The 25985-nt window shown below is 74.3% G+C and carries 20 protein-coding genes; 13 read left to right on the top strand and 7 right to left on the bottom strand.

Annotated elements, in window-relative coordinates:
* Nucleotides 1–5 precede the first annotated feature (5 nt).
* The 4 genes from ABT299_RS43600 to argF all read right to left on the bottom strand — a co-directional run bounded on the left by ABT299_RS43600 (nucleotide 6) and on the right by argF (nucleotide 4502).
* Nucleotides 6–977, bottom strand: coding sequence for a universal stress protein (locus tag ABT299_RS43600; protein WP_500254371.1), 972 nt, complete (start codon nucleotides 975–977; stop codon nucleotides 6–8).
* On the bottom strand, nucleotides 974–2437 hold the full coding sequence (locus ABT299_RS43595) for an amino acid permease (protein WP_500254370.1): 1464 nt from the start codon (nucleotides 2435–2437) through the stop codon (nucleotides 974–976). Before ABT299_RS43595 ends, ABT299_RS43600 begins: the two co-directional genes overlap by 4 nt.
* Before the next feature lie 91 nt (nucleotides 2438–2528).
* On the bottom strand, nucleotides 2529–3464 hold the full coding sequence (gene arcC / locus ABT299_RS43590) for a carbamate kinase (RefSeq protein WP_500254369.1): 936 nt from the start codon (nucleotides 3462–3464) through the stop codon (nucleotides 2529–2531).
* 36 nt (nucleotides 3465–3500) lie between these two features.
* The gene (gene argF, locus ABT299_RS43585) at nucleotides 3501–4502 is read right to left on the bottom strand and encodes an ornithine carbamoyltransferase (protein ID WP_190856374.1); all 1002 of its coding nucleotides are present in this window, start codon (nucleotides 4500–4502) and stop codon (nucleotides 3501–3503) included.
* 204 nt (nucleotides 4503–4706) lie between these two features.
* Between argF and ABT299_RS43580 the strand changes: the two genes are divergently transcribed.
* The 5 genes from ABT299_RS43580 to polX all read left to right on the top strand — a co-directional run bounded on the left by ABT299_RS43580 (nucleotide 4707) and on the right by polX (nucleotide 10195).
* Nucleotides 4707–5633, top strand: a complete 927-nt coding sequence (locus ABT299_RS43580) for an ATP-binding cassette domain-containing protein (protein ID WP_387017938.1) — start codon at nucleotides 4707–4709, stop codon at nucleotides 5631–5633.
* Nucleotides 5630–6433 (top strand): ABC transporter permease, encoded by an 804-nt coding sequence (locus ABT299_RS43575; RefSeq protein ID WP_500254368.1) that lies wholly within the window; start codon nucleotides 5630–5632, stop codon nucleotides 6431–6433. Before ABT299_RS43580 ends, ABT299_RS43575 begins: the two co-directional genes overlap by 4 nt.
* A gap of 3 nt (nucleotides 6434–6436) precedes the next feature.
* Nucleotides 6437–7372: an EamA family transporter gene (locus ABT299_RS43570; protein WP_387017933.1), complete on the top strand. Its 936-nt coding sequence runs from the start codon at nucleotides 6437–6439 to the stop codon at nucleotides 7370–7372.
* 147 nt (nucleotides 7373–7519) lie between these two features.
* Nucleotides 7520–8359: a proteasome subunit beta gene (gene prcB / locus ABT299_RS43565; protein WP_190856371.1), complete on the top strand. Its 840-nt coding sequence runs from the start codon at nucleotides 7520–7522 to the stop codon at nucleotides 8357–8359.
* Nucleotides 8360–8464: 105 nt separating this feature from the next.
* A complete protein-coding gene (gene polX / locus ABT299_RS43560) occupies nucleotides 8465–10195 on the top strand; it encodes a DNA polymerase/3'-5' exonuclease PolX (protein ID WP_500254367.1) in 1731 nt (576 codons plus the stop codon).
* Between the two features lie 10 nt (nucleotides 10196–10205).
* Here polX and ABT299_RS43555 read toward each other — a convergent pair whose 3' ends face one another.
* The 3 genes from ABT299_RS43555 to ABT299_RS43545 form a co-directional block, all read right to left on the bottom strand.
* The gene (locus ABT299_RS43555; RefSeq protein ID WP_500254366.1) at nucleotides 10206–11204 is read right to left on the bottom strand and encodes a COX15/CtaA family protein; all 999 of its coding nucleotides are present in this window, start codon (nucleotides 11202–11204) and stop codon (nucleotides 10206–10208) included.
* Between the two features lie 47 nt (nucleotides 11205–11251).
* Nucleotides 11252–12475, bottom strand: a complete 1224-nt coding sequence (locus ABT299_RS43550; protein WP_190856368.1) for a PrsW family intramembrane metalloprotease — start codon at nucleotides 12473–12475, stop codon at nucleotides 11252–11254.
* A gap of 79 nt (nucleotides 12476–12554) precedes the next feature.
* Entirely contained in the window at nucleotides 12555–13553 is a 999-nt protein-coding gene (locus ABT299_RS43545; protein WP_387017922.1) for a heme o synthase, read from the bottom strand.
* A gap of 640 nt (nucleotides 13554–14193) precedes the next feature.
* On the opposite strand from ABT299_RS43545, the gene tkt reads away from it, so the two are divergent.
* From tkt to pgl, 8 genes are all read left to right on the top strand, one after another.
* Nucleotides 14194–16320, top strand: a complete 2127-nt coding sequence (gene tkt / locus ABT299_RS43540) for a transketolase (RefSeq protein WP_500254365.1) — start codon at nucleotides 14194–14196, stop codon at nucleotides 16318–16320.
* 88 nt (nucleotides 16321–16408) lie between these two features.
* Complete coding sequence (tal, locus tag ABT299_RS43535) at nucleotides 16409–17518, top strand: transaldolase (protein WP_190856365.1); 1110 nt, start codon at nucleotides 16409–16411, stop codon at nucleotides 17516–17518.
* Nucleotides 17515–19185 carry a glucose-6-phosphate isomerase gene (locus ABT299_RS43530; RefSeq protein WP_500254364.1) on the top strand — a complete coding sequence of 557 codons (1671 nt, stop codon included), beginning with the start codon at nucleotides 17515–17517 and terminating at the stop codon, nucleotides 19183–19185. Before tal ends, ABT299_RS43530 begins: the two co-directional genes overlap by 4 nt.
* Nucleotides 19186–19334: 149 nt before the next feature.
* A complete protein-coding gene (locus tag ABT299_RS43525; protein WP_387017915.1) occupies nucleotides 19335–21020 on the top strand; it encodes a phosphoheptose isomerase in 1686 nt (561 codons plus the stop codon).
* Nucleotides 21017–22642, top strand: coding sequence for a glucose-6-phosphate isomerase (locus ABT299_RS43520; RefSeq protein WP_500254363.1), 1626 nt, complete (start codon nucleotides 21017–21019; stop codon nucleotides 22640–22642). The genes ABT299_RS43525 and ABT299_RS43520 overlap by 4 nt, the downstream gene beginning before the upstream one ends.
* Before the next feature lie 164 nt (nucleotides 22643–22806).
* Entirely contained in the window at nucleotides 22807–24333 is a 1527-nt protein-coding gene (gene zwf / locus ABT299_RS43515; protein WP_387017910.1) for a glucose-6-phosphate dehydrogenase, read from the top strand.
* Entirely contained in the window at nucleotides 24333–25424 is a 1092-nt protein-coding gene (locus ABT299_RS43510) for a glucose-6-phosphate dehydrogenase assembly protein OpcA (RefSeq protein ID WP_190856360.1), read from the top strand. Before zwf ends, ABT299_RS43510 begins: the two co-directional genes overlap by 1 nt.
* Nucleotides 25421–25985, top strand: a 565-nt coding sequence (gene pgl, locus ABT299_RS43505) for a 6-phosphogluconolactonase (RefSeq protein WP_500254362.1), incomplete at its 3' end; no start/stop codon positions are given. The genes ABT299_RS43510 and pgl, both read left to right, overlap by 4 nt.

Here is a 25985-nt window from a genome sequence, read left to right as displayed (position 1 = left end):
TCTCGTCAGGCGAAAGCGCCCGCGGCCCCGCGCGGGAGGACGAGCACCGGGCACGGCGCGGCCCGGACGATCTTGCCGGAGCCCTCGCCCAGGAAGACCTTGCGCAGCGGCCCGTCGTGGCTGGACGGGCAGGCCAGCAGCTCACCCGGCAGCATATCCACCGCGGCCAGCGCGTTGGCGGTCCCCGTTCCGGCGACCGCCTCGGTCCCCACCAGGGTCCCCTCGCCCGCGATCCCGGTGAGCCGTGCGGCGGCGTCCGCGAGGTCCCGCTCGGCCCGGTCCAGCTGCCGTGCCATGACGTCGTCGGCGTTGCGGAACCGGGCCGCCAGCCCCGGCGGCCGCAGGACGAGGGTGACCAGCCGCACCGGCAGCGCCAGCGTCCGGGCGGTCCGGGCGGCCGCCTCCACCGGGCCGTCCGCCTCCGGCGCCCGCCAGTACGCCACCGTCAGCCGCTCGAACTGGTCGGGTGCGTGGACCGCGTACCCGCGCGGCGCCAGCAGCACCGGCACCGGCGAGCCGTGCAGCAGCTGGTCCGCGGTGCTGCCGATGGCGACGCGCCCGCGCCGGCCGCGCGGCGCGGAGCCGATCACGATCAGGTCCGCGCCGGTCTCGGCGGCCACCTCGATCAGCCCGCGCCCGCTGCCCCGGTGCGCGTGCATCCGCAGGTCGATGCGCCGGCCCGGCACGCCCAGTTCCGCCAGCCGCCCGGCCGCCCGCTCCAGCGCGTCGGCCGCCTGTTCCCGCAGGTAGCCGACCCACTCGGCGTCGACCGAGCCCGGCCCGCGCGCCGGCCAGGCCGGGGGATGCACGTTCGCCACGGTCAGCCGGACGTCCGCCACCCTGCGCGGCGCCGCCACGCCCCGCAGGACCAGCGCGGCGAGCGCCAGCGCGTCGCCGCCCCGCTCGTCCGGCGAGTACCCGGCGAGGATCCGCAGCGCGAGCCCGTCCGGCGCGTCCGGCCCGTTCACCCCGCTCATCGCGGCTCCTTCCCGGGGATGCCGGACGCCTCGATCGCCAGGCGCGAATGGCGGCGCCCGTACAGGAAGTAGGCGACCAGCCCGGCGAGGGTCCACAGGGCGAACACGATCCAGGTCACGCTGCCGAGACCGACCATCAGGTACACGCAGAGCGCAACGCCGATCAGCGGCGTCGCCGGGTAGAACGGCGTGCGGAAGCCGCGCGGCAGGTCCGGACGCGTCCGGCGCAGCACGATGACGCCCACGCTGACCAGGGCGAACGCGAACAGCGTGCCGATGCTGGTGGCGTCGACCAGCCGGCCCAGCGGGATCACGGCGGCGAGGACCCCGATGAACGCCGCGACGATCACGGTGTTGGCCACCGGCACCGCCCGCCCCGGGCTGACCCGCTGGAACACGTGCGGGACCAGCCCGTCCCGCGACATCGCGAACAGGATGCGGGTCTGCCCGTACATGACGGTGAGGACGACGCTGGCGATCGCGACCACCGCGCCGAGGGACAGGATCATCGACGGCCACGCCCGGCCGGTCGCCTCGTCCAGCACCAGGGCCAGCGACGCCTCCGACCCGCTGAGCGAGAACCGGGTCCAGTGCAGGGCGCCGACCGCGGCCAGCCCGACCAGCACGTACACCGCCGTCACGATCGCCAGCGACAGCACGATCGCGAGGGGCAGGTCGCGGCGCGGGTTGCGCGCCTCCTCGCCGGCGGTGGACGCGGCGTCGAACCCGATGTAGGAGAAGAACACCTTCGACCCGGCGGCGCTGATGCCCGCCCACCCCAGCGGCGCGAACGGGGTCAGGTTGCCCGCGTGGAACGCGGTGAAGGCGACCGCGCAGAAGAACAGCAGCACGGCGATCTTCAGGAACACCATGACCGTGTTGGCGCGGGCGCTCTCGGACGTGCCGCGCAGCAGCAGCAGAGCGGCGATCAGCACCACGACCACGGCCGGGACGTTGACCAGCCCGCCGTCCCCCGGCGGGTTGCTGATCGCGGCCGGCATCGTGCCGCCGACCGCCTTGTCGAAGAACTCGTTCAGGTAGGAGCCCCAGCCGACCGCGACGGCCGACACCGAGACCGCGTACTCCAGCAGCAGGCACCACCCGCACACCCACGCCACCAGCTCGCCGAGCGTCGCGTAGGCGTAGGAGTAGGACGAGCCGGACACCGGGATCGTCCCGGCGAGCTCGGCGTAGGACAGCGCGGAGAACAGCGCCGTCACCGCGGCGAGCACGAACGACAGCACCACCGCCGGGCCCGCCTTCGGCACCGCCTCCCCCAGCACCACGAAGATGCCGGTGCCGAGGGTCGCGCCCACGCTGAACAGGGTCAGCTGCAGCAGGCTCATCGAGCGCCGCAGCTCGCCGCCCTCGCCATGCCCGCCCTCGGCGACGATCCGGTCGACCGGCTTGGTCCGCACCAGCGACCGCGCGAACGACCCGCGGCCCGCCCCGGCGGTCACCGGCCGCTCCGGCGCGGCGCGGTGGCGGTCACCGGGGTCGCACTGGCCACGTGCGTCGCAGTGGGCGCCTGCGTCACGATGATCACCCGGGTCACAGGGTGCTCGCCAGCGGCCAGGTCGCGTTCGGGGTCACGATCGTGCCCGCGGTCCCCGCGAGGATGTCGACGCACTCGTCCAGCAGCCCGATCGCGGCCATGTCGCCGGTGCGCTCCACGAACCCGGCGACGGCGGCGACCTTCGGACCCATCGACCCGTCCGGGAACTCCTCGCCGCGCAGCTCGTACGGGGTGGTGTGGTGGATCGCCTCCTGCCGGTCCGTCCCGTAGTGCCGCATGACGTTCGGTACGTCGGTGAGGATCAGCAGCGCGTCCGCGTCCAGCGTCTCGGCCAGCACCGACGCGGTGTGGTCCTTGTCGATCACCGCCTCGACGCCCTCCAGCCGGCCGACGTCGTTGCGGAACACCGGGACGCCCCCGCCGCCCGCGCACACCACGACCGTCCCGGCCCGCACCAGCTCCCGGATCAGCCGGGTCTCGATCACCCGCTGCGGCTTCGGCGACGGCACCACGCGGCGCCAGCGCTCCCCGTCCCGGCGGACCGTCCAGCCGTACTCGGCGGCCAGCCGCTCGGCCTCCTCCCGGTCGTACACCTGCCCGACGAACTTGGTCGGGTTCTGGAACGCCGGGTCCACCGCGGACACCAGCGTCTGGTTGACCATCGCCATCACCTGGCGGCCGGGCAGCGCGTTCTGCAGCGCCTGCAGCAGCCAGTACCCGATCATCCCCTGCGTCTCCGCGCCGATGGTGTCCAGCGGGTAGGGCCGGGTCAGCCGGCCGTCGTTCTGGCTCTCCAGCGCCAGCACCCCGACCTGCGGGCCGTTGCCGTGCGTCACGATCAGCTCGTGCTCCTCGGCGAGCGGCGCGAGCGCCCGGACGGCCCGGTCCACGTTGGCCCGCTGGAGCCGGGCGTCCGGCGTCTCCCCGCGCTTGACCAGCGCGTTCCCACCGAGCGCGACGACGACGCGCATCTCCCCCCTCCCCCGCGGCCCCGGCCCGGCGGGCGCTCAGCCGAGCGTCGCGACCAGCACGGCCTTGATCGTGTGCATCCGGTTCTCGGCCTCGTCGAACACGATCGAGGCGTCCGACTCGAACACCTCCTCGGTGACCTCCAGCGCCGCCAGGCCGGTCCGGCGGAAGATCTCCTCGCCGAGCGCGGTCTCCCGGTTGTGGAAGGCGGGGAGGCAGTGCATGAACTTCGCGTCCGGGTTCCCGGTCGCGCGCATCACCTCGGAGTCGACCTGGTACGGCTTGAGCAGCGTGATGCGCTCGTCCCAGACGTCCGCGGGCTCGCCCATCGACACCCACACGTCGGTGAGGACGAAGTCGGCGCCGCGCACGCCCTGCGCCACGTCCTCGGTGATGGTGATCTCCGCGCCCGTCCGCGCCGCGACCGCGTTGGCCGGGTCGACGACCGTGCTCCCGTCCGGCCACAGCGTCCTCGGCGCGACGATCCGGACGTCCATGCCCAGCAGCGCCCCCGCCACCACGTACGAGTGCCCCATGTTGTTGCGCGCGTCGCCCAGGTAGGCGTACGTGACGTCGCGCAGGGGCTTGTCGCTGTGCTCGCGCATGGTGAGCATGTCGGCGAGCATCTGCGTCGGATGCCACTCGTCGGTCAGGCCGTTCCACACCGGGACGCCCGCGTGCTCGGCCAGCTCCTCCACGTAGTGCTGCCGCGAGCCCCGGTACTCGATGCCGTCGAACATGCGGCCCAGAACGCGGGCGGTGTCCTTCATCGACTCCTTGTAGCCGATCTGGGAGCCGGCCGGGTCCAGGTAGGTCGTGTGGGCGCCCTGGTCGTGCGCGGCGACCTCGAACGCGCAGCGCGTCCGGGTCGAGGGCCGCTCGAAGATCAGCGCGATGTTGCGGCCCTCCAGGCGGCGCCGCTCCGTCCCGCTGTAGCGGGCGGCCTTCAGCTCGGCGGCCAGGTCGATGAGGAAGCCGAACTCCTTCGGGGCGAGGTCGAGCTCGCGGGTCAGGCTGCGCCCGCGCAGGTTGTAGGCCATCGGTCCCCGGTCCCCCGTTCGGCGTGCCCGTCGGGCCACCGGCCCCGCCCCCGGTGACAGGCCGAGAGCTTCCCCCCGCCCCGCCGGGCGAAACCAGGGCCGTCCGGGGCTCCCCGGACCCGCCCGGCGCTTTTACCCGGCCTTCACCCGGCACCGGCGGCACCCCGCGCGGAGCCGTCCTGCGGCGGACCTAAACTCATTGCCATGACAACCCCCGGAGACGGCGCCGTCGAGCTGGACGCGCTCGTCAAGCGCTATGGCACGGCGACGGCCGTGGACGGCCTGTCGTTCAGCGCCGCCCGGGGCGCCGTCACCGCGCTCCTCGGCCCGAACGGCGCGGGCAAGACCACCACGATCGAGATCTGCGAGGGGTTCCGCCGCGCCGACGCGGGCACCGTCCGCGTCCTCGGCCTGGACCCGGTCGCCGACGCGCGGGCGCTCAAGCCCCGCGTCGGGGTGATGCCGCAGTCGGGCGGCGTGCCGGGCACCGCGAAGGCCGCCGAGTTCCTGCGGCTGGTCGCCTCGTTCCACGCCACGCCCCTCGACCCGGCGGCGCTGCTGGCGCGGCTCGGCCTCACCGAGCACGCCCGCACCCCGTTCCGCCGCATGTCGGGCGGCCAGCAGCAGCGGCTGTCGCTCGCGGTCGCCGTGGTCGGACGGCCCGAGCTGGTCTTCCTCGACGAGCCGTCCACCGGCCTCGACCCGCAGGCGCGGCACGCCACCTGGGAGCTGATCGAGGAGCTCCGCGCGGCCGGCGTCTCCGTGGTCCTCACCACGCACAACATGGAGGAGGCCGAGCGGCTCGCCGACAAGGTCGTGATCGTCGACCACGGCAAGGTCGTGGCCGAGGGCGGCCCGGCGGAGCTCACCGGCGCCGAGCGGCAGCTGCGCTTCCGCGCCCGGCCCGGCCTCGGACTGGAGGAGCTGCTGTCGGCGCTGCCCGCCGGGAGCGCCGCGAAGGAGTCGCCCGCCGGGCACTACCTGATCGAGGCCGACGTCAGCCCGGAACTGCTCGCCACCGTCACCGCCTGGTGCGCCTCGCACGGGGTGATGACCGAGGACCTGCGGATCGAGCGCCGCACGCTGGAGGACGTCTTCCTCGAACTGACCGGACGGGAGCTGCGCTCATGACCACGACACCGGCGGCGACGCCCGCCGCGGCGCCGGCCGCGCTGGACCTGTCGCCCGCGCCGGGCGCGGTCCCGCTGCCGCGGATGATCCTGTCGCAGGCCGCCTACGAGTTCCGCGCCGTGGTGCGCAACGGCGAGCAGCTCCTGCTCACCCTGATCATCCCCGTGGTGCTGCTGACGCTGTTCGGCGCCACCTCGCTGCTGGACCTCGGTTCCGGCCGCCGGGTCGACTTCCTCGCCCCCGGCGTCCTCGCGCTCGCGGTGATGTCCACCGCGTTCACCGGGCAGGCGATCGGCACCGGGTTCGAGCGCCGCTACGGCGTGCTCAAGCGGCTCGGCGCCACGCCGCTGCCGCGCGGCGGGCTGATCGCCGCCAAGACGCTGTCGGTGGTCGCCGTCGAGATCCTGCAGGCGGTCGTGGTGTGCGCGGTCGCGCTGGCGCTCGGCTGGCACCCGCACGGCGACCCCGTCTCGGTGGTCGTCCTGCTGCTGCTCGGGACGGCCGCATTCAGCGGGTTCGGGCTGCTGATGGCCGGGACGCTGCGCGCCGAGGCCACCCTCGCCGCCGCGAACCTGGTCTACATCCTGCTGCTGGCCGTCGGCGGCGTGGTGTTCCCCCTTGACAAGTTCCCCGGCGCCGTCCGGGACGTGCTGGAGCTGCTGCCGATCTCGGCGCTCGCCGACGGGCTGCGGCAGGTGCTGCAGCACGGCGCGGCGTTCCCCGGCAAGCCGCTGCTGGTCCTCGCGGTGTGGGCGGCCGCCGGGCTCGCCCTCGCCGCCCGCTTCTTCCGCTGGGAGTGATCGTTGGCACTCGCTGAGGCCCCCGGGTCCTACGGCGCGGCGGGCCGGGCGGCCCGGCGTGCCCGCACGCTGTCGCTCGGCTCGGTGCCGCCGCCCGCGATGATCCTGCTCGGCATCGTGTCCGTGCAGGTCGGCGCGGGTCTGGCCAAGCACCTGTTCGAGCGGCTGCCGCCGACGTCGGTGGTGTCGATCCGGCTGCTGGCGTCGGCGCTCGTGCTGGGCTTCCTCGCCCGCCGGGGGCTGCGGACGATCCTGCGCGACCACTCCTGGACGAGCCTGGCGTTCGCCGCGGGCTACGGGCTCGTACTGGCGATCATGAACTTCGCGTTCTACCAGTCGCTGTCGCGGATCCCGCTCGGGGTGGCGGTGACCATCGAGTTCCTCGGGCCGCTGTCGGTCGCGATCGTCGGCTCGCGCCGCCCGCGGGACCTGCTGTGGGTCGTGCTGGCGGGCGCGGGCGTGCTGATGCTCGCCCGGGGCGGCGGGCACGTGAACCTCGCCGGGATCGCGTTCGCGCTGGTCGCCGCGGTCGGCTGGGCGTGCTACATCCTGCTGACCGCCGCCACCGGCCGGCGGATCCCGGGCACGACCGGCCTCGCCCTCGCCAGCATCATCGGCACGCTGGTCATGCTGCCGGGCGGGATCGCGGCGGGCGGCGGCGCCGTGTTCGACCCGTGGCTGCTGCTGATCGGGCTCGGCGTCGGGCTGCTGTCGTCGGTGATCCCCTACTCGCTGGAGCTGGAGGCGCTGCGGCGGGTGCCCGCCCGGGTGTTCGGCATCCTGATGAGCCTGGAGCCCGCCGTCGCCGCGCTGGTGGGCGTGGTCGTGCTCGGCGAGGTGCTCAGCGGACGGCAGTGGGTCGCGATCGCCTGCGTCATCGTGGCCTGCGCGGGCGCCACGCGGAGCCGGAAGGAGCCGCCGGAGGCCCCCGAGGTCTGAGGGCGCCTCCCCGCCGACGGCCGTCCCGGGCGAATCGGCCCCGCCGCGACGGGGCATGGGGTGGGCGAGCGTGGCAGGATCGGTGGAAGGATCACTGCAGGAGCACCAGCACCACCCGAGCAGCACACCCAGCAGAGAGGAGCCGCCGTGACCGGCCGGACCGATGACCAGGGACTGCCGCCGGAGTTCTTCGAGGCGGGACCGGCGTCGTTCGTCGACTTCCTGCGCCACCACTCGCCCGACCTGCTGCCCGTCAACCGGGTGCCGGACGCCGGGACCGTCCCCGAGCTGCCGCACGGCACCACCGTGCTCGCGCTGACGATCCCGGGCGGCGTCATGATGGCCGGGGACCGCCGCGCCACGCAGGGCAACCGGATCGCCTACCGCGAGCTGGACAAGGTCCAGCGGGCCGACGAGTACTCCGCGGTGGCGTTCGCCGGGACGGTCGGGCTCGCGCTGGAGATGGTCCGGCTGTTCCAGGTGGAGCTGGAGCACTACGAGAAGATGGAGACGGTCCCGCTGTCGCTGCCCGGCAAGGCCCGCCGGCTCGGCGCCGTCATCCAGGCCAACCTCGCCCAGGCCATGCAGGGGCTCGCGGTCGTCCCGCTGTTCGCCGGGTACGACCCCGACACCGACGACGCCCGGATCTACACCTACGACATCACCGGCGCCCCGCAGCTCGCCCGCGACTACCACGCCGACGGCTCCGGCTCCCCCTACGCGCTGGGCGCGCTGAAGAAGCTGTACCGGCCCGACCTGTCGGTGGAGGACGCCGCGACGGTGTGCGTCCAGGCCCTGTACGACGCGGCCGACGACGACACGGCCACCGGCGGGCCCGACCTGTCCCGGCGCATCTACCCGACGATCGCGGCCGTCACCGCGGACGGCTACCGGCAGTTGCCCGAGGAGCAGGTCTCCGCGATCGCCGCGGAGGTGCTGGAGGGCCGGATGCGCGAACCGAACGGCCCGGTCGCGCCGCTGCGCTGATCCGCCGCCGGGACGGCGGGGCGACACGGAGCGTCGCGACGGCGACTGCGCTCTGTGACCCCGCCGGCTCCGGGAACGTCGTACCCGGCTCATAGACTCGGCCCTATGGCACGCGCGAACGACGAGGCCGCAGCCCTCATCCAGGAACTGGCCGACCTCCTCTCCATCACCGGCGGCGACGCCTTCAAGATCCGGGCGTACGAGAAGGCCGCGCGGGCGATCGCGGGCCACCCCGACGACATCTCCGAGCTCGACCTGGCCGGGCTGCGCAAGATCCCGACGGTCGGCGAGGCGATCGCCAAGAAGGTCCTCGACTACACCACCACCGGCACGATCCGGCAGGTCGAGGAGCTGCGCACGCAGATCCCCGCGGGCGTCCGCGCGCTCACCGCGATCCCGACGCTCGGCCCGAAGAAGGCCCTGGCCGTCTACGAGGAGCTCGGCATCTCGTCGGTGGACGAGCTGGCCGAGGCCATCAAGGAGGGCCGGCTGCGCGGGCTGAAGGGCTTCGGCGCCAAGACCGAGGACAACATCCTGCGCGGCATCGAGCTGATGCGCAGCTCCGGCGAGCGCGTCCTGCTGGACGCCGCCGCGGGCGTCGCCGACGAGGTCGTCGCGGCGCTGTCGGCGCTCCCCCAGGTCGAGCGGTGCGCGCACGCGGGCTCGCTGCGCCGGATGCGCGAGACGATCGGCGACGTCGACGTGCTCGCCGCGTCCACCGACCCGCACCCGATCATGGAGGCGTTCACCGCGCTGCCGCTCGTCGCCGAGGTGATCGTCGGCGGCGACAAGAAGACCTCGATCCGCACCGACCGGGGCCTGCAGGTCGACCTGCGCGTCGTACCGCCGGAGGCGTGGGGCGCGGCGCTCCAGTACTTCACCGGCTCGCAGGCGCACAACATCCGCACCCGCGAGATCGCGGTGAAGGCGGGGCTGAAGCTGTCGGAGTACGGGCTGTTCGACGCCGACTCCGGCGACCTGATCGTGTCCCGGACCGAGGACGAGGTCTACGAGCGGCTCGGCCTGCCGTGGATCCATCCGGCGCTGCGCGAGGACACCGGGGAGATCGAGGCGGCGCTGAAGGACGAGCTGCCCCGCCTGGTCACCGTCGAGGACCTGCGGGGCGACCTGCACAGCCACACCGACCTCACCGACGGCATCGCCTCCCTGGAGGACATGGTCGCCGCCGCCGCGGACCGGGGGCTGGAGTACTACGCGATCACCGACCACGCGCCGAACCTGTTCATGCAGCGGATGACCGACGAGAAGATGCTCGCCCAGCGCGAGCGGGTCCGCGAGCTCCAGAAGCGGTACCCCGGCCTGGTCCTGCTGCACGGCACCGAGCTGAACATCGACCCGGACGGCGGCGTCGACTGGGACGCCGGCTTCCTCGCGGGCTTCGACATCTGCGTGGCGTCCGTCCACTCGCACTTCACCCAGGACGAGGCGGAGATGACGCGGCGGCTCGTCCGCGCCTGCGAGAACCCGCACGTGCACGTGATCGGCCATCCGACGGCGCGCAGCATCGGCCGCCGCCCGCCGGTGGACGCCGACTGGGACGAGGTGTTCCGGGCCGCCGCCCGCACGGGCACGGCGATGGAGATCGACTCGTTCCCCGACCGGCTCGACCTGCCCGCCGACCTGATCCGCCGCGCGAAGCGGTTCGGGGTGCGGTTCTCCGTCGACACAGACGCGCACTCGCTCGGGCACCACCGCAACATCCGCTACGGGATCGGCACCGCCCAGCGGGGATGGCTCACGCCCGACGACGTCATCAACACCTGGCCGCTGGAGCGCCTGCGCGCCTTCCTCCGCAAGGACGAGGGCGCGCGGTGAGCGGCTGGGCTCAGGCGGGCTGAGGGGCCTCGGTGGGACGGGCGGGCACCGCGCGCGGCCGCGCCTCCGGCATCGGGCCGCGGTCGCGGAGCGCGAAGAACAGCCGGAACGCCGCGATCCACATCAGCACCGCGCCGAGCATGTGCAGCAGCACCAGCCCGGCGGGGACGCCCAGGAAGTACTGGGTGTAGCCGACGGCGCCCTGCGCGACGATCAGCGCGATCAGCTCCCACGCGCGGCGCTTGGCGGCCGCGGGGCCGCCGGTGCGGTACAGCGCGATGGTGACGGCGATCGTGAACGCGATGGTGACCCACGCCAGCTCGCCGTGGATGCGTGCCACGTCCTGGATGTTGAAGCCGTAGCGGCGGGACGAGGCGTCCCCGGCGTGCGGGCCGGTGCCGGTGACCACGGTGCCCGCGACGAGCACGGCCGCGGAGGCGGCCAGCAGCAGCGCGCCGAGGCGGCGCGTCCAGGGCCCGGCGAGGGGCCGGGCGGGGGCGTCGCCCTCGCCGGCGCGCACCCACAGCGCCACGCAGAACACCAGCAGCGCCGGCGAGACGAGGAAGTGCGCCGACACCGCGGCCGGGTTCAGGTCGGTGAGCACGACGATGCCGCCGATGACGGCCTGCGCGACGACGCTCATCGGCTGGGCGAGCGACCACCAGACCAGGTCGCGGCGGCGCGGGACGAGGCGCAGCGCGGCGACGAACACCAGCACGCCGATCGCCAGCACGACGAAGGTGATCAGCCGGTTGCCGAACTCGACCGCCATGTTGAACGCGTGGTGGTCGGCATTGCGGGTGGGGACGAGGCTGTCGCCCGAGCAGCGCGGCCACTCCGGGCAGCCGAGCCCCGACTCGGTGAGCCGGACCAGGCCGCCGCTGACCACGATCACCACGTTGCCGACGACGCCGAGCAGCGCCAGCAGCCGCACCGACCCGGGGGTGGGGTGCCACACGGCGTCCCGGGCACGGATCAGCGGGTTCGTCGACGACATTCGCTCAGCCACGCGTCAATCGTATGGCCGCCCTCCCGTGCCCCCGACGCACCCCCCGGTTACCGCGTGTACGGGCCGGGCGGGGGCGGCGGCAGGAACCCGGACGGGCCCTGCGGCGCCCACGGCGGCGCTCCCGCGACGGAACCGCCGCCGCGCGGCGGGGTCCGCAGGAACGCCTGCCTCGCCAGCGACATCAGCTCCAGGAGGGAGTCGCGGCGGGCCGCGAACCAGTGCGGCTCGGCGTTGCCGCGGTCGGCGCGCTTGTGCAGGAGCGCGAGCTCGGTGGCGGCGAGCTGGTAGTCGACCATCGCGCGGGCGGCGGGCGGGCCGCCGACGGACCTGGCCCAGCGGCGCGCGGCCCGCCGCGACGGGATGGACCGCAGCATCCGCACGTCCTGCGGGGTCACCAGGCCGGTGCCGGCGTACATCGGCAGGTACGCCTCGATCCGCCGGACGGTGTGCCGCCGCTCGACGGCGACGATGACGATCAGCGTGACCAGGACGCAGAAGTCGAGGAGGTACACGATGCCGAGGCCGCCGAGCCCGAAGGTCGTGGCGCCGTTCCACAGGCCGTGCAGGATCATCGCGCCGAGCAGCCCGAGGACGGGGGCGGCGATCTGGCCGCGCCGGTGGGTGGCGGCGTAGGCGACGCCGAGGCCGGTCATCGAGGTGAACAGCGGGTGGCTGAGCGGCGCGATCAGGCCGCGCAGGATGAACACCGTCTGCAGCTGCTGGGCGCCGCCGTCCTCGAACGCCCGCATGTAGTAGGTGATGTTCTCCATCATCGCGAAGCCGAGGCCGACCATGGCGGCGTAGATGATGCCGTCGGCGAAGCCGTCGATCTCGTTGCGGCGGAACCACAGCATGCCGAACAGCACGGCGCCCTTCAGCGACTCCTCGATGACGGGGGCGCCGAAGGTGGCGCTGACGAAGTGCCCCTTGGTCTCGCCGAAGATCGGGACGGTGACGTACAGCAGGCCGAGGGTGTTCAGCACCAGCGCGCCGAGGACGGCGACGCCCGCGCCCCACATGAACGCGAAGATCAGGGCGCGCGGCGGTTCGGGTTCCAGCCGGTCGAGGGTGAGGGCGAGCGCCACCAGCGCCGGGATCGGCAGGATCGCCAGCACGACCCCGACCCAGAACCCGGCGCCGCCGGACAGGACGTCGGCGGCGAGCGCGAGCACCACGCACAGCGACGAGACGGTCAGCCCGACGATGAGGCCGACCGGGGGCCGGCCGGGGATCCGGCCTTCGAGCACGGCCTTGGGGTCCACACGCGCCATGACGTGAGCGTAACGGGTCGGCGCAGGTCCTCGCGGGGCGCGGCGTCGCGGGCCGGTCCCGCGAGGGGCCGTGCGGGCGTCAGTGCAGCAGCGGGTCCACCGCGACGGCGGTGAACAGCAGCGCCAGGTACACGTTCGACAGGTGGAAGAACCGCATCGGCCGCAGGTGCACGCCGGTCACGCCGGCGCGGACGGCCTTGAGCAGCCGGTGCCCCTCGGCGAGGAAGACCAGGCCGAGGACGACCGCGACGGCCCCGTACACCGGGCCCATCCCGGCGACGGGCCACAGCGCCAGCGAGCACGCGACGGTGGCGTAGGTGTAGACGAGGCTCTCGGTGATGACGCGGCGCTCGGTCGCGACGACGGGCAGCATCGGCACCTTGGCGACCGCGTAGTCCTCGCGGTAGCGCATCGCCAGCGTCCAGGTGTGCGGCGGCGTCCACAGGAACACGACGCCGAACAGCACGAACGGCGTCCAGTCCAGGCCGTTGGTGATCGCCGTCCAGCCGATCAGGACCGGCATGCAGCCGGCGATGCCGCCCCACACGACGTTCTGCGACGTCCGCCGCTTGAGCAGCAGCGAGTACACGAAGACGTAGAACAGGATCGCGAACAGCGACCCGGCGGCCGACAGCGGGTTGACGGTGACGAAGAACCCGGCCGTGGACACCAGGGCGAGGGTGATCCCGAACACCAGCGCGCGGGCCGGGGTGACCTGCGCGCGGGCCAGCGGGCGGCGCCGGGTGCGGCGCATCTTGACGTCGATGTCGCGGTCGATGTAGCAGTTGATCGCGTTCGCGGCCCCGGCCGACATGGCCCCGAAGGAGAAGGTCAGCAGTACCGTCGACAGCGGCGGCACGCCGCGCTGGGCGAGGAACATCACCGGGATCGTGGTGATCAAGAGCAGCTCGATCACGCGCGGCTTGGTGAGCGCCACGTAGGCGCGCACGCTGGCGCCGATCGACCGGCGGGCGGTCTCGGCCACCGGCTCCGGCGCGGCGGGCGCCCCCGGCGCACGCCCGTCGAGCGGCACCGGCTCGTCGAGCTCGACCCCGCGCTTGTTACTGAGCACCGTCACAATCGGGTCCACGTCCAACTAGGCATGAAGAAATCGCGTACCACCTCGGCGGCGCCCCCGCTTCCGGGCCGGCCTCGGTCGAGTGCAACTTCGGCTTGGTGATCCTGCTTGGTCCTGCACGGCGGCCGTCGTCGTCGGCCGCGCCATCACTGTAGTCCGACCCCTGCCGGGGGCGTGCACCGGGGCACCGGACGCGCCGGTCCCCCTGGCGAAGCGCGTTCCGCAGGCCGTTCTGGAGGGCGTTCCCGAGGCCGCCGAAAGCCCATCCGGGAGGCCGTCCCCCGGCGCGGGGGGCGGAAACCCGTTCCCCCCTCGGTATCACCCGTGCGGGGGGTTAGTCCCGGAACCGATCGGGCAAGGGTGCAGGGAGCGGCGCGGACCTGGCGCGGGCGGCGGCGCCGTTTCGTCGTGTTCTCGCTCTCGCCTGCGGCGGCCCGCCCGCGCGATAGGCTCGCCAAGGGCGCGGCATGATCTTCGCGAGGCCACGGCAGGTGGCCGCAAGGGGGCCCCAGGGAAGACGGACGGCGCCGCCGGACGTTGCGGCAACAGGGGGCCGCGGCACGGGTGCCGGTCATGCCGCGCGGCGGCACATCGCTAATGAACTCTGTACGACAGCGGTTCGAGAGGAGCCTGGCGTTCCGTGAGCAGGGACAGCAGCACGTTTGAATGGTCCGACCTGGACAAGCGGGCGGTGGACGTCATCCGCGCCCTCGCCATGGACGCGGTCGAGGAGGCGGGCTCCGGCCACCCCGGGACGGCGATGAGCCTCGCGCCCGCCGCCTACCTTCTGTTCCAGCGGTTCCTTCGGCACGACCCGACGGACCCCGAGTGGGCCGGCCGGGACAGGTTCGTCCTGTCCTGCGGGCACTCCAGCCTGACCCTTTACATTCAGCTCTACCTTTCGGGCTACCCGCTGACGCTGGCGGACCTCAAGTCGCTGCGCAAGTGGGGCAGCCTCACCCCCGGCCATCCCGAGCACGGGCACACCGCGGGCGTCGAGACGACCACGGGCCCGCTGGGGCAGGGCATCGCGAACGCGGTCGGGATGGCGATGGCGGCCCGCCGCGAGCGCGGCCTGTTCGACCCGGACGCCCCGGCGGGCGAGTCCCCCTTCGACCACACCATCTGGGCGTTCGCGTCCGACGGCGACATCGAGGAGGGCATCAGCCACGAGGCGAGCGCCCTGGCGGCCCACCAGCGGCTCGGCAACCTCGTCCTGCTGTACGACGACAACCACATCTCGATCGAGGACGACACCGCGATCGCGCTGTCGGAGGACGTGCGGGCCCGCTACGAGGCGTACGGCTGGGACGTCCACCACGTCGACTGGACCGTGAACGGCGACTACGAGGAGAACGTGGCCGCGCTGGCGGCGGCGTTCGAGGCGGCCAAGGCGGAGACCGCCCGGCCGTCGTTCATCGCGCTGCGCACGATCATCGGCTGGCCGGCGCCGAACAAGAAGAACACCGGCAAGATCCACGGCTCCGCGATGGGCGCCGAGGAGATCGCCGCGACCAAGCGGATCCTCGGCCTGGACCCGGCCGAGTCGTTCATCGTCCCGGACGACGTGCTGGCGCACGCCCGCGAGGTCTCGGACCGGGGCCGCGCGCTGCACGCCGAGTGGGAGAAGGCGTTCCAGGCGTGGCGGTCGGCGAACCCCGAGCGCGCCGCCGAGTACGACCGGATCAGCGCCCGGCACCTGCCCGCGGGCTGGGAGGAGAAGCTGCCGGAGTTCCCGGCGGGCAAGGACGTCGCGACGCGCGCCGCGTCCGGCGACGTGCTGACCGCGCTGGCGCCGGTGCTGCCGGAGCTGTGGGGCGGGTCGGCCGACCTCGCGGAGAGCAACAACACCACGATGAAGGGCGAGCCGTCCTTCATCCCCGAGGAGTTCCAGACCAAGGAGTTCCCGGGCGACCGGTACGGCCGCACGCTGCACTTCGGCGTCCGCGAGCACGCGATGGGCGCGATCTGCAACGGGATCGCGCTGCACGGCGGCACCCGGCCCTACGCGGGCACGTTCCTGATCTTCAGCGACTACATGCGGCCGGCGGTCCGGCTCGCGGCGCTGATGAAGCTGCCGGTCACCTACGTGTGGACGCACGACTCCATCGGCCTCGGCGAGGACGGCCCGACGCACCAGCCGGTCGAGCACCTGTGGGCGCTGCGGGCGATCCCGGGGCTGGACGTCGTCCGCCCGGCGGACGCCAACGAGACCGCGGTCGCGTGGCGGACCGTCCTGGAGCACACCGACCGCCCGGCGGGCCTCGCGCTGACCCGGCAGAAGCTGCCGACGCTGGAGCGCGACGGCGCGATCGCGTCCGCCGAGGGCGCCGCCAAGGGCGGCTACGTGCTGGCCGACGCCGAGGGCGGGCAGCCCGAGGTGATCCTGATCGCCACGGGCAGCGAGGTGCAGCTGGCGCTGGAGGCGCGGGAGACGCTCCAGTCCCAGGGCACCCCGACCCGCGTGGTGTCGATGCCGTGCGTCGAGTGGTTCGAGGAGCAGCCCGACGCCTACAAGCAGGAGGTCCTGCCGCCCGGGGTGCGGGCGCGCGTGTCGGTGGAGGCCGGCGTGGCGCTCGGCTGGCGGACCTACGTCGGCGACGCCGGCTCGTCGGTGTCGCTGGAGCACTTCGGCGCGTCCGCCGACTACAAGACGCTGTTCGAGCAGTTCGGCATCACCGCCGAGCGGGTCGTCGCGGCGGCGAAGGCGAGCCTGATCAAGGCCGGCGTCAAGGACGCCGGCCGGGGCAGCACCACCGGGAACTAGCGGCCGCCGCGCCCCCGGCGACCGCCCCGGCGGGCCGGGGGCCCGGCGCGGCCGACCCCCCGCGGAACTCGACGACGAGGAGAAAGCGATGAGTGACATCCTGAAGGCGCTCTCGGACGAGGGCGTGTCGATCTGGCTGGACGACATCAGCCGGGAGCGGCTGCGCAGCGGGAACCTGGAGCAGCTGGTCAAGGACAAGCACGTCGTCGGCGTCACCTCCAACCCGACGATCTTCGCCAAGGCGCTGAGCAAGGGCAGCGCCTACGACGACCAGGTGCGCGACCTGGCGGTGCGCGGCGTGGACGTCGAGGAGGCGTCCCGGGCGATCACCACCTACGACATCCGCTGGGGCTGCGACGTGCTGCGCCCGGTCTACGACCGGACCGACGGCCTGGACGGCCGCGTGTCGATCGAGGTGGACCCGCGGCTGGCCCGCGACACCGAGAAGACGGTCGCCGAGGCGCGCGCGCTGTGGTGGATGGTGGACCGGCCCAACCTGTTCATCAAGATCCCGGCGACCGAGGAGGGCCTGCCCGCGATCACCGCGGCGCTGGCCGAGGGCATCAGTGTGAACGTGACGCTGATCTTCTCGCTGGAGCGCTACGGCAAGGTGATCGACGCGTTCTTCGAGGGCCTGGAGAAGGCCCGCGCGAACGGGCACGACCTGCCGACGATCGCGTCGGTGGCGTCGTTCTTCGTGAGCCGGGTCGACACCGAGATCGACAAGCGGCTCGACAAGATCGGGTCGGAGGACGCCAAGAAGCTGCGGTCCAAGGCGGGGCTGGCGAACGCGCGGCTGGCGTACGCGCTGTACGAGGAGAAGTTCGGCACGGACCGCTGGAAGGCGCTGAAGGACGCGGGCGCCCGCCCGCAGCGTCCGCTGTGGGCCTCGACCGGCGTGAAGGACCCGAACCTCGCCGACACGCTGTACGTGGACGAGCTGGTGGCGCCGGGCACCGTGAACACGATGCCGGAGGCGACGCTGGAGGCGGAGGCCGACCACGGCCGGCTGCGCGGCGACACCGTCCGGGGCGCCTATGACGACGCCCGCGCGCACATGGCGGCGCTGAAGGACGTGGGGGTCGACTACGACGACGTCGTGCGGGTCCTGGAGGAGGAGGGCGTCGAGAAGTTCGAGGCGTCCTGGAAGGAGCTGCTCGGCTCCATCGACGGCGAGCTGAAGGACAAGAGCGCGTGACGTCGGTGGTGACCGCCGGGGGGATCTCGGTCACCATCCGCGGCGCCGTCGTCGGCGAGAGCGAGACGGTCCTGGACCGTCTCGCCTCCGACGGCGTGCCGAGTTCGCTGGCGTCCCGCAACGCCAAGCTGTGGGGGCCGGACGCGGCCCCGCTGGCCGCCCGCCGGCTGGGCTGGCTGGGCCTGCCCGGGACCTCGCTGTCCCTGCCGGCCCGGCTCGCCGGGCCGGCGGAGGAGTTCCGCGGCGCGGGCCTGGACCGGATCGTGGTCGCGGGGGCGGGCGGCCCGGCGATCGCCGCCGAGGCGGTCCACCGGACCGCGGCCCGCACCGGGCCGGACGCCGAGCTGGTCGTCCTGGACACGACGGACCCGCACGAGGTGTCCGGGGTCCTGTCGGGCGACCTCGGGCGCACGGTGGTGGTCGTCGTGGGCGACGACGTCGAGGCGCGGTCGCTGCGCCGCGTCTTCGGGCGGGCGTTCTCCGAGGCGGGGCTGAGCCGCGCGGAGCTGGCCCGCCGGTTCGTCCTGGTGGACGAACCCGGGTCGGAGGCGGAGCGCGCCGCCCGCGACGTCGGCCACCATTTCGTGGAGGCCGAGACCGACGTCGACGGCCGCTTCGGCGCGCTCGGCGTGCGCGCCCTGGTGCCCGCCGTGCTCGCGGGCACGGACGTCCCGGCCCTGCTGGACGAGGCGGACCGGCTCGCGGGCGCGCTGCGCCAGCCCTACGACAACCCGGCGCTGGCGCTCGGCGCCGCGCTCGCCTCGTCGGCGCTCGGCGGCCGCGACAAGCTCGTCCTCGCCGACCACGGCTCGGGGCTGCACGGCTTCCCCGCCTGGGCGGAGCAGCTGGTGGCGGGCGCTCTCGGCAAGGACGGCCGGGGGCTGCTGCCGGTCGTCGTGGAGAGCGTGGACTCCCCCGGTTTCGACCTGACCGGCGACGTGCGCCGGGTGATCCTGGGACGCCGCCCGGACGAGCCCGGGCCGGGCCGCGAGGCGGGGGTGAGCGTGGCGGGCCCGCTCGGCGCGCAGTTCCTGCTGTGGGACTACGCGGTGGCGGTGGCCGCCCGGGTGATCGGCGTCGACCCGTTCGCCGAGCCGGACACCGGCGAGTCGCGCGACAGCACGGCGGCGCTGCTGCGCTCGGAGGAGGGCGCGGCCCCGACGGTGGTGCGGCGCCCGCCGGCGCTGGTGTCGGACGCCGTGGAGGTGCACGCGCCGGAGGAGGCGCTGCGCGGCGCGAAGACGCTGGGAGAGGCGCTGGAGACGTTCCTGGAGGACGTCCCGGACGGCGGCTACCTCGCCGTCCTGGCCTACCTGGACCGCTCCGGGGAGGCGGCGGCGGCCGGGCTGCGGCCGCTGCTGGCGGCCCGCGGCGCCGGGCTGCGCAGGAATCCGGTGCCGGTCACGTTCGGCTGGGGGCCGCGGTACCTGCACGCGACGGGCCAGTACCACAAGGGCGGGCCGCGCAACGGCATGTTCTTGCAGGTCACGGGCGCGGTGACGACCGACGTCCCGGTGCCCGGACGGCCCTTCACGCTCGGCGAGCTGCAGCTGGCGCAGGCGTTCGGGGACCAGCGGGTGCTGCGCTCGCTCGGCCTCCCGGCGTTCCGGCTGCACCTGCGCGACCGCGCCGAGGGTCTCGCGCAGCTGATCGAGGCGCTGAGCTGACCGAGGAGTACGGCTGATCCAGGAGCACGGCTGATCGAGGAGCACGGCTACTCTTCCGCGTCCGGTTCGGCAACCGGAGGCAGAAGATCGATGGAGATGGTCGCGGATGCCCTTTCTCTCCTGAAACGATAGGGGGCAGGAGGGAAAGCGTGTCCGGATTCGACGTACTGACGCGCGGCGACGTGCTCGACTCGGCGCTGCAGGCGAGGGACTACCTCGTCGGCTGCGGCGTCCCGGGCGCGCTGGCCGCGAAGGACCCGCGGCTGTGGGGGCGGCGCGCGGTCGACCACAGCAGGCTGGGCTGGCTGGACCTGCCGTTCGCCTCGCGCGGGCTGCTGAAGCAGGTGGACGGGCTGGTCGCCGAGGCGCGCTACTCCGGCCTGGACCACATCGTGCTGATCGGGGTGGGCGCGGAGAGCCTCGCCGCCCAGGCGATCGTGGAGGCGCACGCGCCCGCCCTCGCCGGCGGGGGCGGCGCCCCGGCCGGCCCCGGCGGCGGGCTGACGGTGCTGGACGGCAGCGACACCGCCGCGCTGGCGTTCGCGCTGGAGCGGCTCGACCGGACGCTGGTCGTGCTGGCGAGCAAGGCGGGCGTGTCGCTGGAAGGCGACGCCTACCGGCGGATCTTCGCGGGCGCGTTCCGCGAGCGCGGCCTGTCGGAGCGCGAGATCGCGGGCCGCTTCCTGGTGATCACCGACCACGGCAGCCCGCTGCACGACTTCGCCCGCCAGTGCGGGTACCGGATCGGGCTCACCGACCCGTACCTGCCGGGCCATTACGGCGCGCTGTCGGCGTACGGGCTGGTCCCGGCGGTGCTGGCGGGCGCCGACGCGGGGCGGCTGCTGGAGGAGGCGGCGTCGCTGGTGCCGTCGCTGTCCAAGGACGAGGACAACCCCGGGCTGCTGCTCGGCGCGGTCCTCGGCGGCTGCGCCCAGCAGGGGCCGGGGGGCGTCACCCGCGACAAGGTGGTGCTGCGCGAGCCCGGCGGGTCCGGCGCGCTCAGCGCCTGGATCTCGCAGCTGCTCGCGGTCGGCACCGGCAAGCGGGGCCGCGGGGTGCTCGCGCTGGAGCCGCCCGGCGGCAAGGGCGGCTTCCCCGACCTGCACGGCATCTCGATCAACCCGCGGTCGGCGGCGCAGGAGGAGGCCGACACCTCAGTGTGGGCGCCGCTCGGCGCGCAGTTCGTGCTTTGGGAGTACGCGACGGCCGTGGCCGGGTGGCTGCTCGGCGTGAACCCGTTCGAGGCGGGCAGCGCGGCCGTCCAGGAGGCGGAGGACGACGCGGCGACGCTGCTGCGCTCGGCGGGTGCCGGGCCGCTGCCCACCGGGCGGCCGGTGTACGTCGAGGACGACATCGAGGTGCACGCCGACTTCGCGTGGCCGTCGGGCGCCGACCTCGGGACGGTGCTGGGCGGGCTGATCGCCTCGGTGCCCGCCGACGGCTACCTGTCGGTGCTGACGTACCTGTCGGGCGACTTCTCGGGCCGCTACCTGGCGCCGTCGCTGTCGCGCGCCGCCGGGCGGCCGGTCGTGTACGGGCCGGGCCCGGCGTACCCGCACGCCACCGGCCCGATCCACAAGGACGGGCCGGGCAACGGCGCGTTCCTGGTGATCACGGGCGATCCTGCGCCGGGCGACGCGCTGGCGGCGCATCCGGTGCCGGGACGGCCGTACGGGCTGGCGAAGCTGCAGCTGGCGCGGGCGCTGGGCGAGGTCCGGGCGCTGCGGCAGCGGCGGCTGCCGGTGGTGCGCCTGCACCTGCGCAACCCGGTCGAGGGCGCGGGCCGGCTGATCGAGGCCGTTCGAGCGGTGGCGGGGGCGGGACCCCGGTCGTGAGCTTCACCGCCGTCGTCTCGGGGGAGACGGCCATCACCGCGCGCGGGCCGGTCAGGGAGGCCGCCGAGCGGGTGCTGGGGCGCCTGTGGATCGACCAGGTGCCGGCGCGTCTCGCCTCGGAGGATCCGGCGCTGTGGCCCTCGGCGGCGACGGCGGCGGTGGACGGGCGGCCGCTGTGCTGGCCCGGCCAGCCGGGGCCCGGGCGGGCCGCTTTGGACCGTGCCGGAGAGCTGGTGGCGGACGCCCGCGCGGCCGGGCTGACCGAGGTGGCGCTGCTGGGGCGGGGCGCTCCGGCGCGCGCGGCCGAGCTTCTCGCCCGCGCCAGTGGGCCCGGCGCCGCGAGGCGGCCCGCAGGCGCCGGCGCGCCGCCGCTGACCGTCCTGGACGGCCCGGAGCCCGGCCCGGTGCTGCGCATCGGCGACGATCCCGAACGGCTCGGCCGGACGGCGGTCGTGGTCACCGGCGACGATCCCGGCACCGACGCGCTCCGGCGGGTGTTCCTGGGGATGCTCGCCGACCTCGGCCTGTCCCCCGCCGAGATCGCGCGGCGGGTCGTGACGGTGGCCGCGCCGGGGTCCGGCGCGGCGAAGCTGGCGGCGGAGGCCGGGCATCCGGTGGTCGAGGCGCCCGCGCCGACCGCGTTCGGCGCCCTGTCCCCCTACGCGCTGGTGCCGGCCGCCCTGGCCGGCGCCGACCTGTCGCCCCTGCTGGACGAGGCGGCCCGGGTGCTGCCGGCGCTCACCCGTCCGGAGAACAACCCCGGCCTGGTGCTGGGCGCGATCCTCGGCGGGGCGGCGCGGGCCGGGCGCCGCACGGTCGTGCTGGGCGGCTACTCCGCGGCGCTGCCGGGCCTCGCGGACTGGGCGGCGCTGCTGCTGGACGAGGCGGCCGGCGGCCGGATCGTGCCGGTGGTGCAGGGCGGCGGGCTGCCGGTCGCGCCCGGCGACGACCTGTTCCTGCTGACACTGGACGGCCGGCCGCACCAGGACGACGCGACCGTCTCCGGCCCGGCGGCCGGGCAGCTCGTCGTCTGGGAGTACGCCGCCGCCGTCGCCGCCTACCTGCTGGACCGGGACCCCATGGCGCCGCCCGGCCGGGCCGCGCCGGTGACGCTGGACGACGGGGCGGGCGACCCGGTGCTGTCCGACGGCGATCCGGGCCGGTCCGTCGAGGTGCACACCACCGACCCGGCGCTCGCCGGGGCGCCCGACCTGGGCGCGGTGCTCGCGGCGCTGGCCGCGGCGGTCGGCCCGGACGAGCATCTGGCGCTGGTCGCCTACCTAGACCCGGACGAGGCCGCCGGGCAGGGCGCGCAGGTCCGCCGGCTGGCGGCGCTGCTGGCCGCCCGCTGCCGCCGCCCGGTGACCGTCGGCTGGGGCGCCCGGCGCCCGGCGGGCGGGAATGATCGACCCGATACGGGCGTATACCTCCAGGTGACCGGGAACGCCGACCGCGACGTCCCGGTCCCCGGCCGGCACCACCGGCTCGGCGTGCTCCAGCTCGCGCGGGCGCTCGGCGACGCGCGGGCGGCGCGCTCGGACGGCCGCCCGGTCGTCCGGCTGCACCTGCAGAACCGGTGGGCGGGCCTCGCCCGGCTGCTCGACTCGGCCAGAGGCGGGTAGGACGACGGGGCGCGGCCGCGGCTCTCCGGCGACCCGGGAACGGCGACGGCGCGCCCGGGAGGGGCGAGACTGTCAGTACACGGGGTCGACACACAGGATGCGTGGTCTGATCGGATGCGAGTAGAAGTGAGGGTAGTCAAGGTGCGAGAAGAGGGGGCCGCAACGTGACCGACGCAGCCAATCCGCTCCGGGACCCGCGCGACAAGCGCCTGCCGCGGGTGGCCGGGCCGTGCGTGCTCGTGCTGTTCGGGGTCACCGGGGACCTGTCGCGCAAGAAGCTGCTCCCGGCGATCTACGACCTGGCGAACCGGGGGCTGCTGCCGCCGGGCTTCTCGCTGGTCGGTTTCGCCCGCCGCGACTGGGAGAACGAGGACTTCCGGCAGATCGCCTACGAGTCGGTGAAGGCGCACGCGCGGACCCCGTTCCGCGAGGACGTGTGGACGCACCTGTCGGAGGGCATGCACTTCGTCCCCGGCGAGTTCGGCGACCCGGGCGCGTTCGACGCGCTGTCGATGGCGGTCAAGGAGCTGGACGAGAGCCGCGGCACCGGCGGCAACTATGCGTTCTACCTGTCGATTCCGCCGAAGTTCTTCCCTCAGGTGGTCGAGCAGCTGCAGCGCAGCGGGCTGGCCGACCGCAGGGACGGCGCCTGGCGCCGGGTGGTGATCGAGAAGCCGTTCGGCCGGGACCTGAAGACGGCGCTGGAGCTGAACGACACGGTGCACCGCGTCTTCCCCGAGGAGTCGATCTTCCGGATCGACCACTACCTCGGCAAGGAGACGGTGCAGAACATCCTGGCGTTGCGGTTCGCGAACTCCATGTTCGAGCCGATCTGGAACCGCTCGTACGTCGACCACGTCCAGATCACGATGGCCGAGGACATCGGCATCGGCGGCCGGGCCGGCTACTACGACGGCATCGGCGCGGCCCGCGACGTCATCCAGAACCACCTGCTGCAACTGCTGGCGCTGACGGCGATGGAGGAGCCGACCTCCTTCAGCGCCGAGGCCGTCCGCGCGGAGAAGGCCAAGGTCCTGTCGTCGGTACGGGTACCGGGCGACCTGACGACCTCGACCGCGCGCGGCCAGTACGCGGCGGGCTGGCAGGGCGGCGTGAGCGTCAAGGGGTACCTGGAGGAGGACGGCATCCCGGCCGACTCGCGCACCGAGACCTACGCGGCGGTCAAGCTGGACATCGACAACCGCCGCTGGGCGGGCGTCCCGTTCTACCTGCGCACCGGCAAGCGGCTCAGCCGCCGGGTGACGGAGGTGGCGATGGTGTTCCAGCAGGCGCCGCACCTGCCGTTCTCGCACACCGACACCGAGGAGCTCGGGCAGAACGCTCTGGTGATGCGGGTGCAGCCGGACGAGGGCATCACGGTCCGGTTCGGCTCGAAGGTGCCCGGCACCTCGATGGAGATCCGCGACGTGAACATGGACTTCGCCTACGGCGAGTCGTTCACGGAGGCGTCCCCCGAGGCCTACGAGCGGCTGCTGCTGGACGTGCTGATCGGCGACCCGCCGCTGTTCCCGCGGCAGGAGGAGGTCGAGCTGTCCTGGCGGATCCTCGACCCGATCGAGGAGTACTGGGCGAGCCGCGCCGGCCTCGACCAGTACCCGTCGGGCGGCTACGGGCCCGACAGCGCCGACGAGCTGATGGCGCGCGACGGCCGCGCCTGGAGGAGGCTCTGATGAACATCGACCTCACCGGCACCACGACGCGCCAGATCCAGGACGCGCTGACCCAGTCGCGGCACCTGATGGGCGGCCCGGCGGTCGGCATGGTGCTGACGCTGATCATCGTGACGGACGAGTCGGCGCAGTACGACGCGGTCCGCGCGGCGACGGAGGCGGCCCGCGAGCATCCCTGCCGGGTGCTGACGGTGATCTCCCGCGACCCGCGCGGGAACTCCTCGCGGCTGGACGCCGAGATCCGGATGGGCGAGACCGGCCCGGGCGAGACGGTGCTGCTGCGGATGTACGGGCCGCTCGCCGAGCACGCCGACTCGGTGGTGGTGCCGCTGCTGATGCCCGACACGCCGGTGGTGATCTGGTGGCCGGGCGGCAAGGTGCCGAAGTCGCCGTCCAAGAGCGGGCTCGGCAAGCTCGCGACGCGGCGGATCACCGACGCCTACGCGGCCCGCGACCGGCTCGGCACCCTCGCACAGCTGGCCGGGAACTACAGCCCGGGCGACACCGACTTCACCTGGACCCGGCTGACGTCGTGGCGGTCGCTGCTGGCCGCCTCGCTCGACCAGGACCACGACGAGATCATCTCCGGCGAGGTGATGGCCGAGCCGGACAGCCCGAGCGCGGAGCTGCTGGCGGCGTGGCTGTCGATCCGGCTCGGCGTCGCGGTGGAGCGCACGGTGTCCGAGGGGCCCGGCATCACCGGCGTCCGGCTGACGACGACCGGCGGCGACATCGTGATCGACCGGCCGGACGGCCGGGTCGCGACGCTGTGCCGCCCCGGCCAGCCCGACCGGCAGGTGGCGCTGATGCGCCGCCCGATGTCGGAGCTGCTCGCCGAGGAGCTGCGGCGGCTCGACCCCGACGAGGTCTACCGGGAGGCGGCGGCCCGCTTCGCCAAGGACCTCGCGGGCGGGACGTCGGACGAGGGCGTCGCCAGCGAGCCGCTGTCGGGCACGCGGGAGGCGGCCACGACGAAGAAGGCGGCGAAGGAGGCCGAGAAGGAGGGCCTGCCCGACGCCCCGGCCTCGTCCGCGGCGAAGCCGTCCGGCGGGAAGAGGTCGTCGCGCGGCAAGTCGTCGGGGGACGCGTGACGCCCCCGGCGGTCCTGGTCCATCGCGACCAGGACCTGCTGGCCAAGGCGGCGGCGGCGCGGCTGGTGACGCGGATCGTGGACGTGCAGGCCGCGCGCGGCTCGGCGTCGGTGGTGCTGACCGGCGGCGGCGTCGGCACGGCGGTGCTGGCGGCGCTGGCCGCGACGGGCGCCCGCGACGCCATCGACTGGCGCCGGCTGGACGTGTGGTGGGGCGACGAGCGGTTCCTGCCGTCCGGCGACCCCGAGCGCAACGAGACGGGCGCCCGCGCGGCGCTGCTGGACCATGTGGACCTCGACCCGGCGCGGGTGCATCCGATGCCGGCCTCGGACGGCCCGGACGGCGACGACGTGGAGGCCGCCGCCGAGCGGTACGCCGCCGAGCTGCGCGCGGCCGCCCGTCCCGAGGACCACGGCCCCGTCCCGTCGTTCGACGTGCTGATGCTCGGCGTCGGCCCGGACGCGCAGCTCGGTGATGTCGCTGATCCGCCAGGTCGCGGTGATGACGTCGTCCGGGCGGACGGGACGGTGGAACGCGTAGGAGTTGCCGCCGCGCACCAGC

Source organism: Spirillospora sp. NPDC000708 (genome assembly GCF_040299565.1).
In the GTDB taxonomy this organism is placed as follows: Bacteria; Actinomycetota; Actinomycetes; order Streptosporangiales; family Streptosporangiaceae; genus Spirillospora.
The sequence above is the reverse complement of the archived record's forward strand: the minus strand, read 5'-3'. Positions and strand labels throughout refer to the sequence as shown.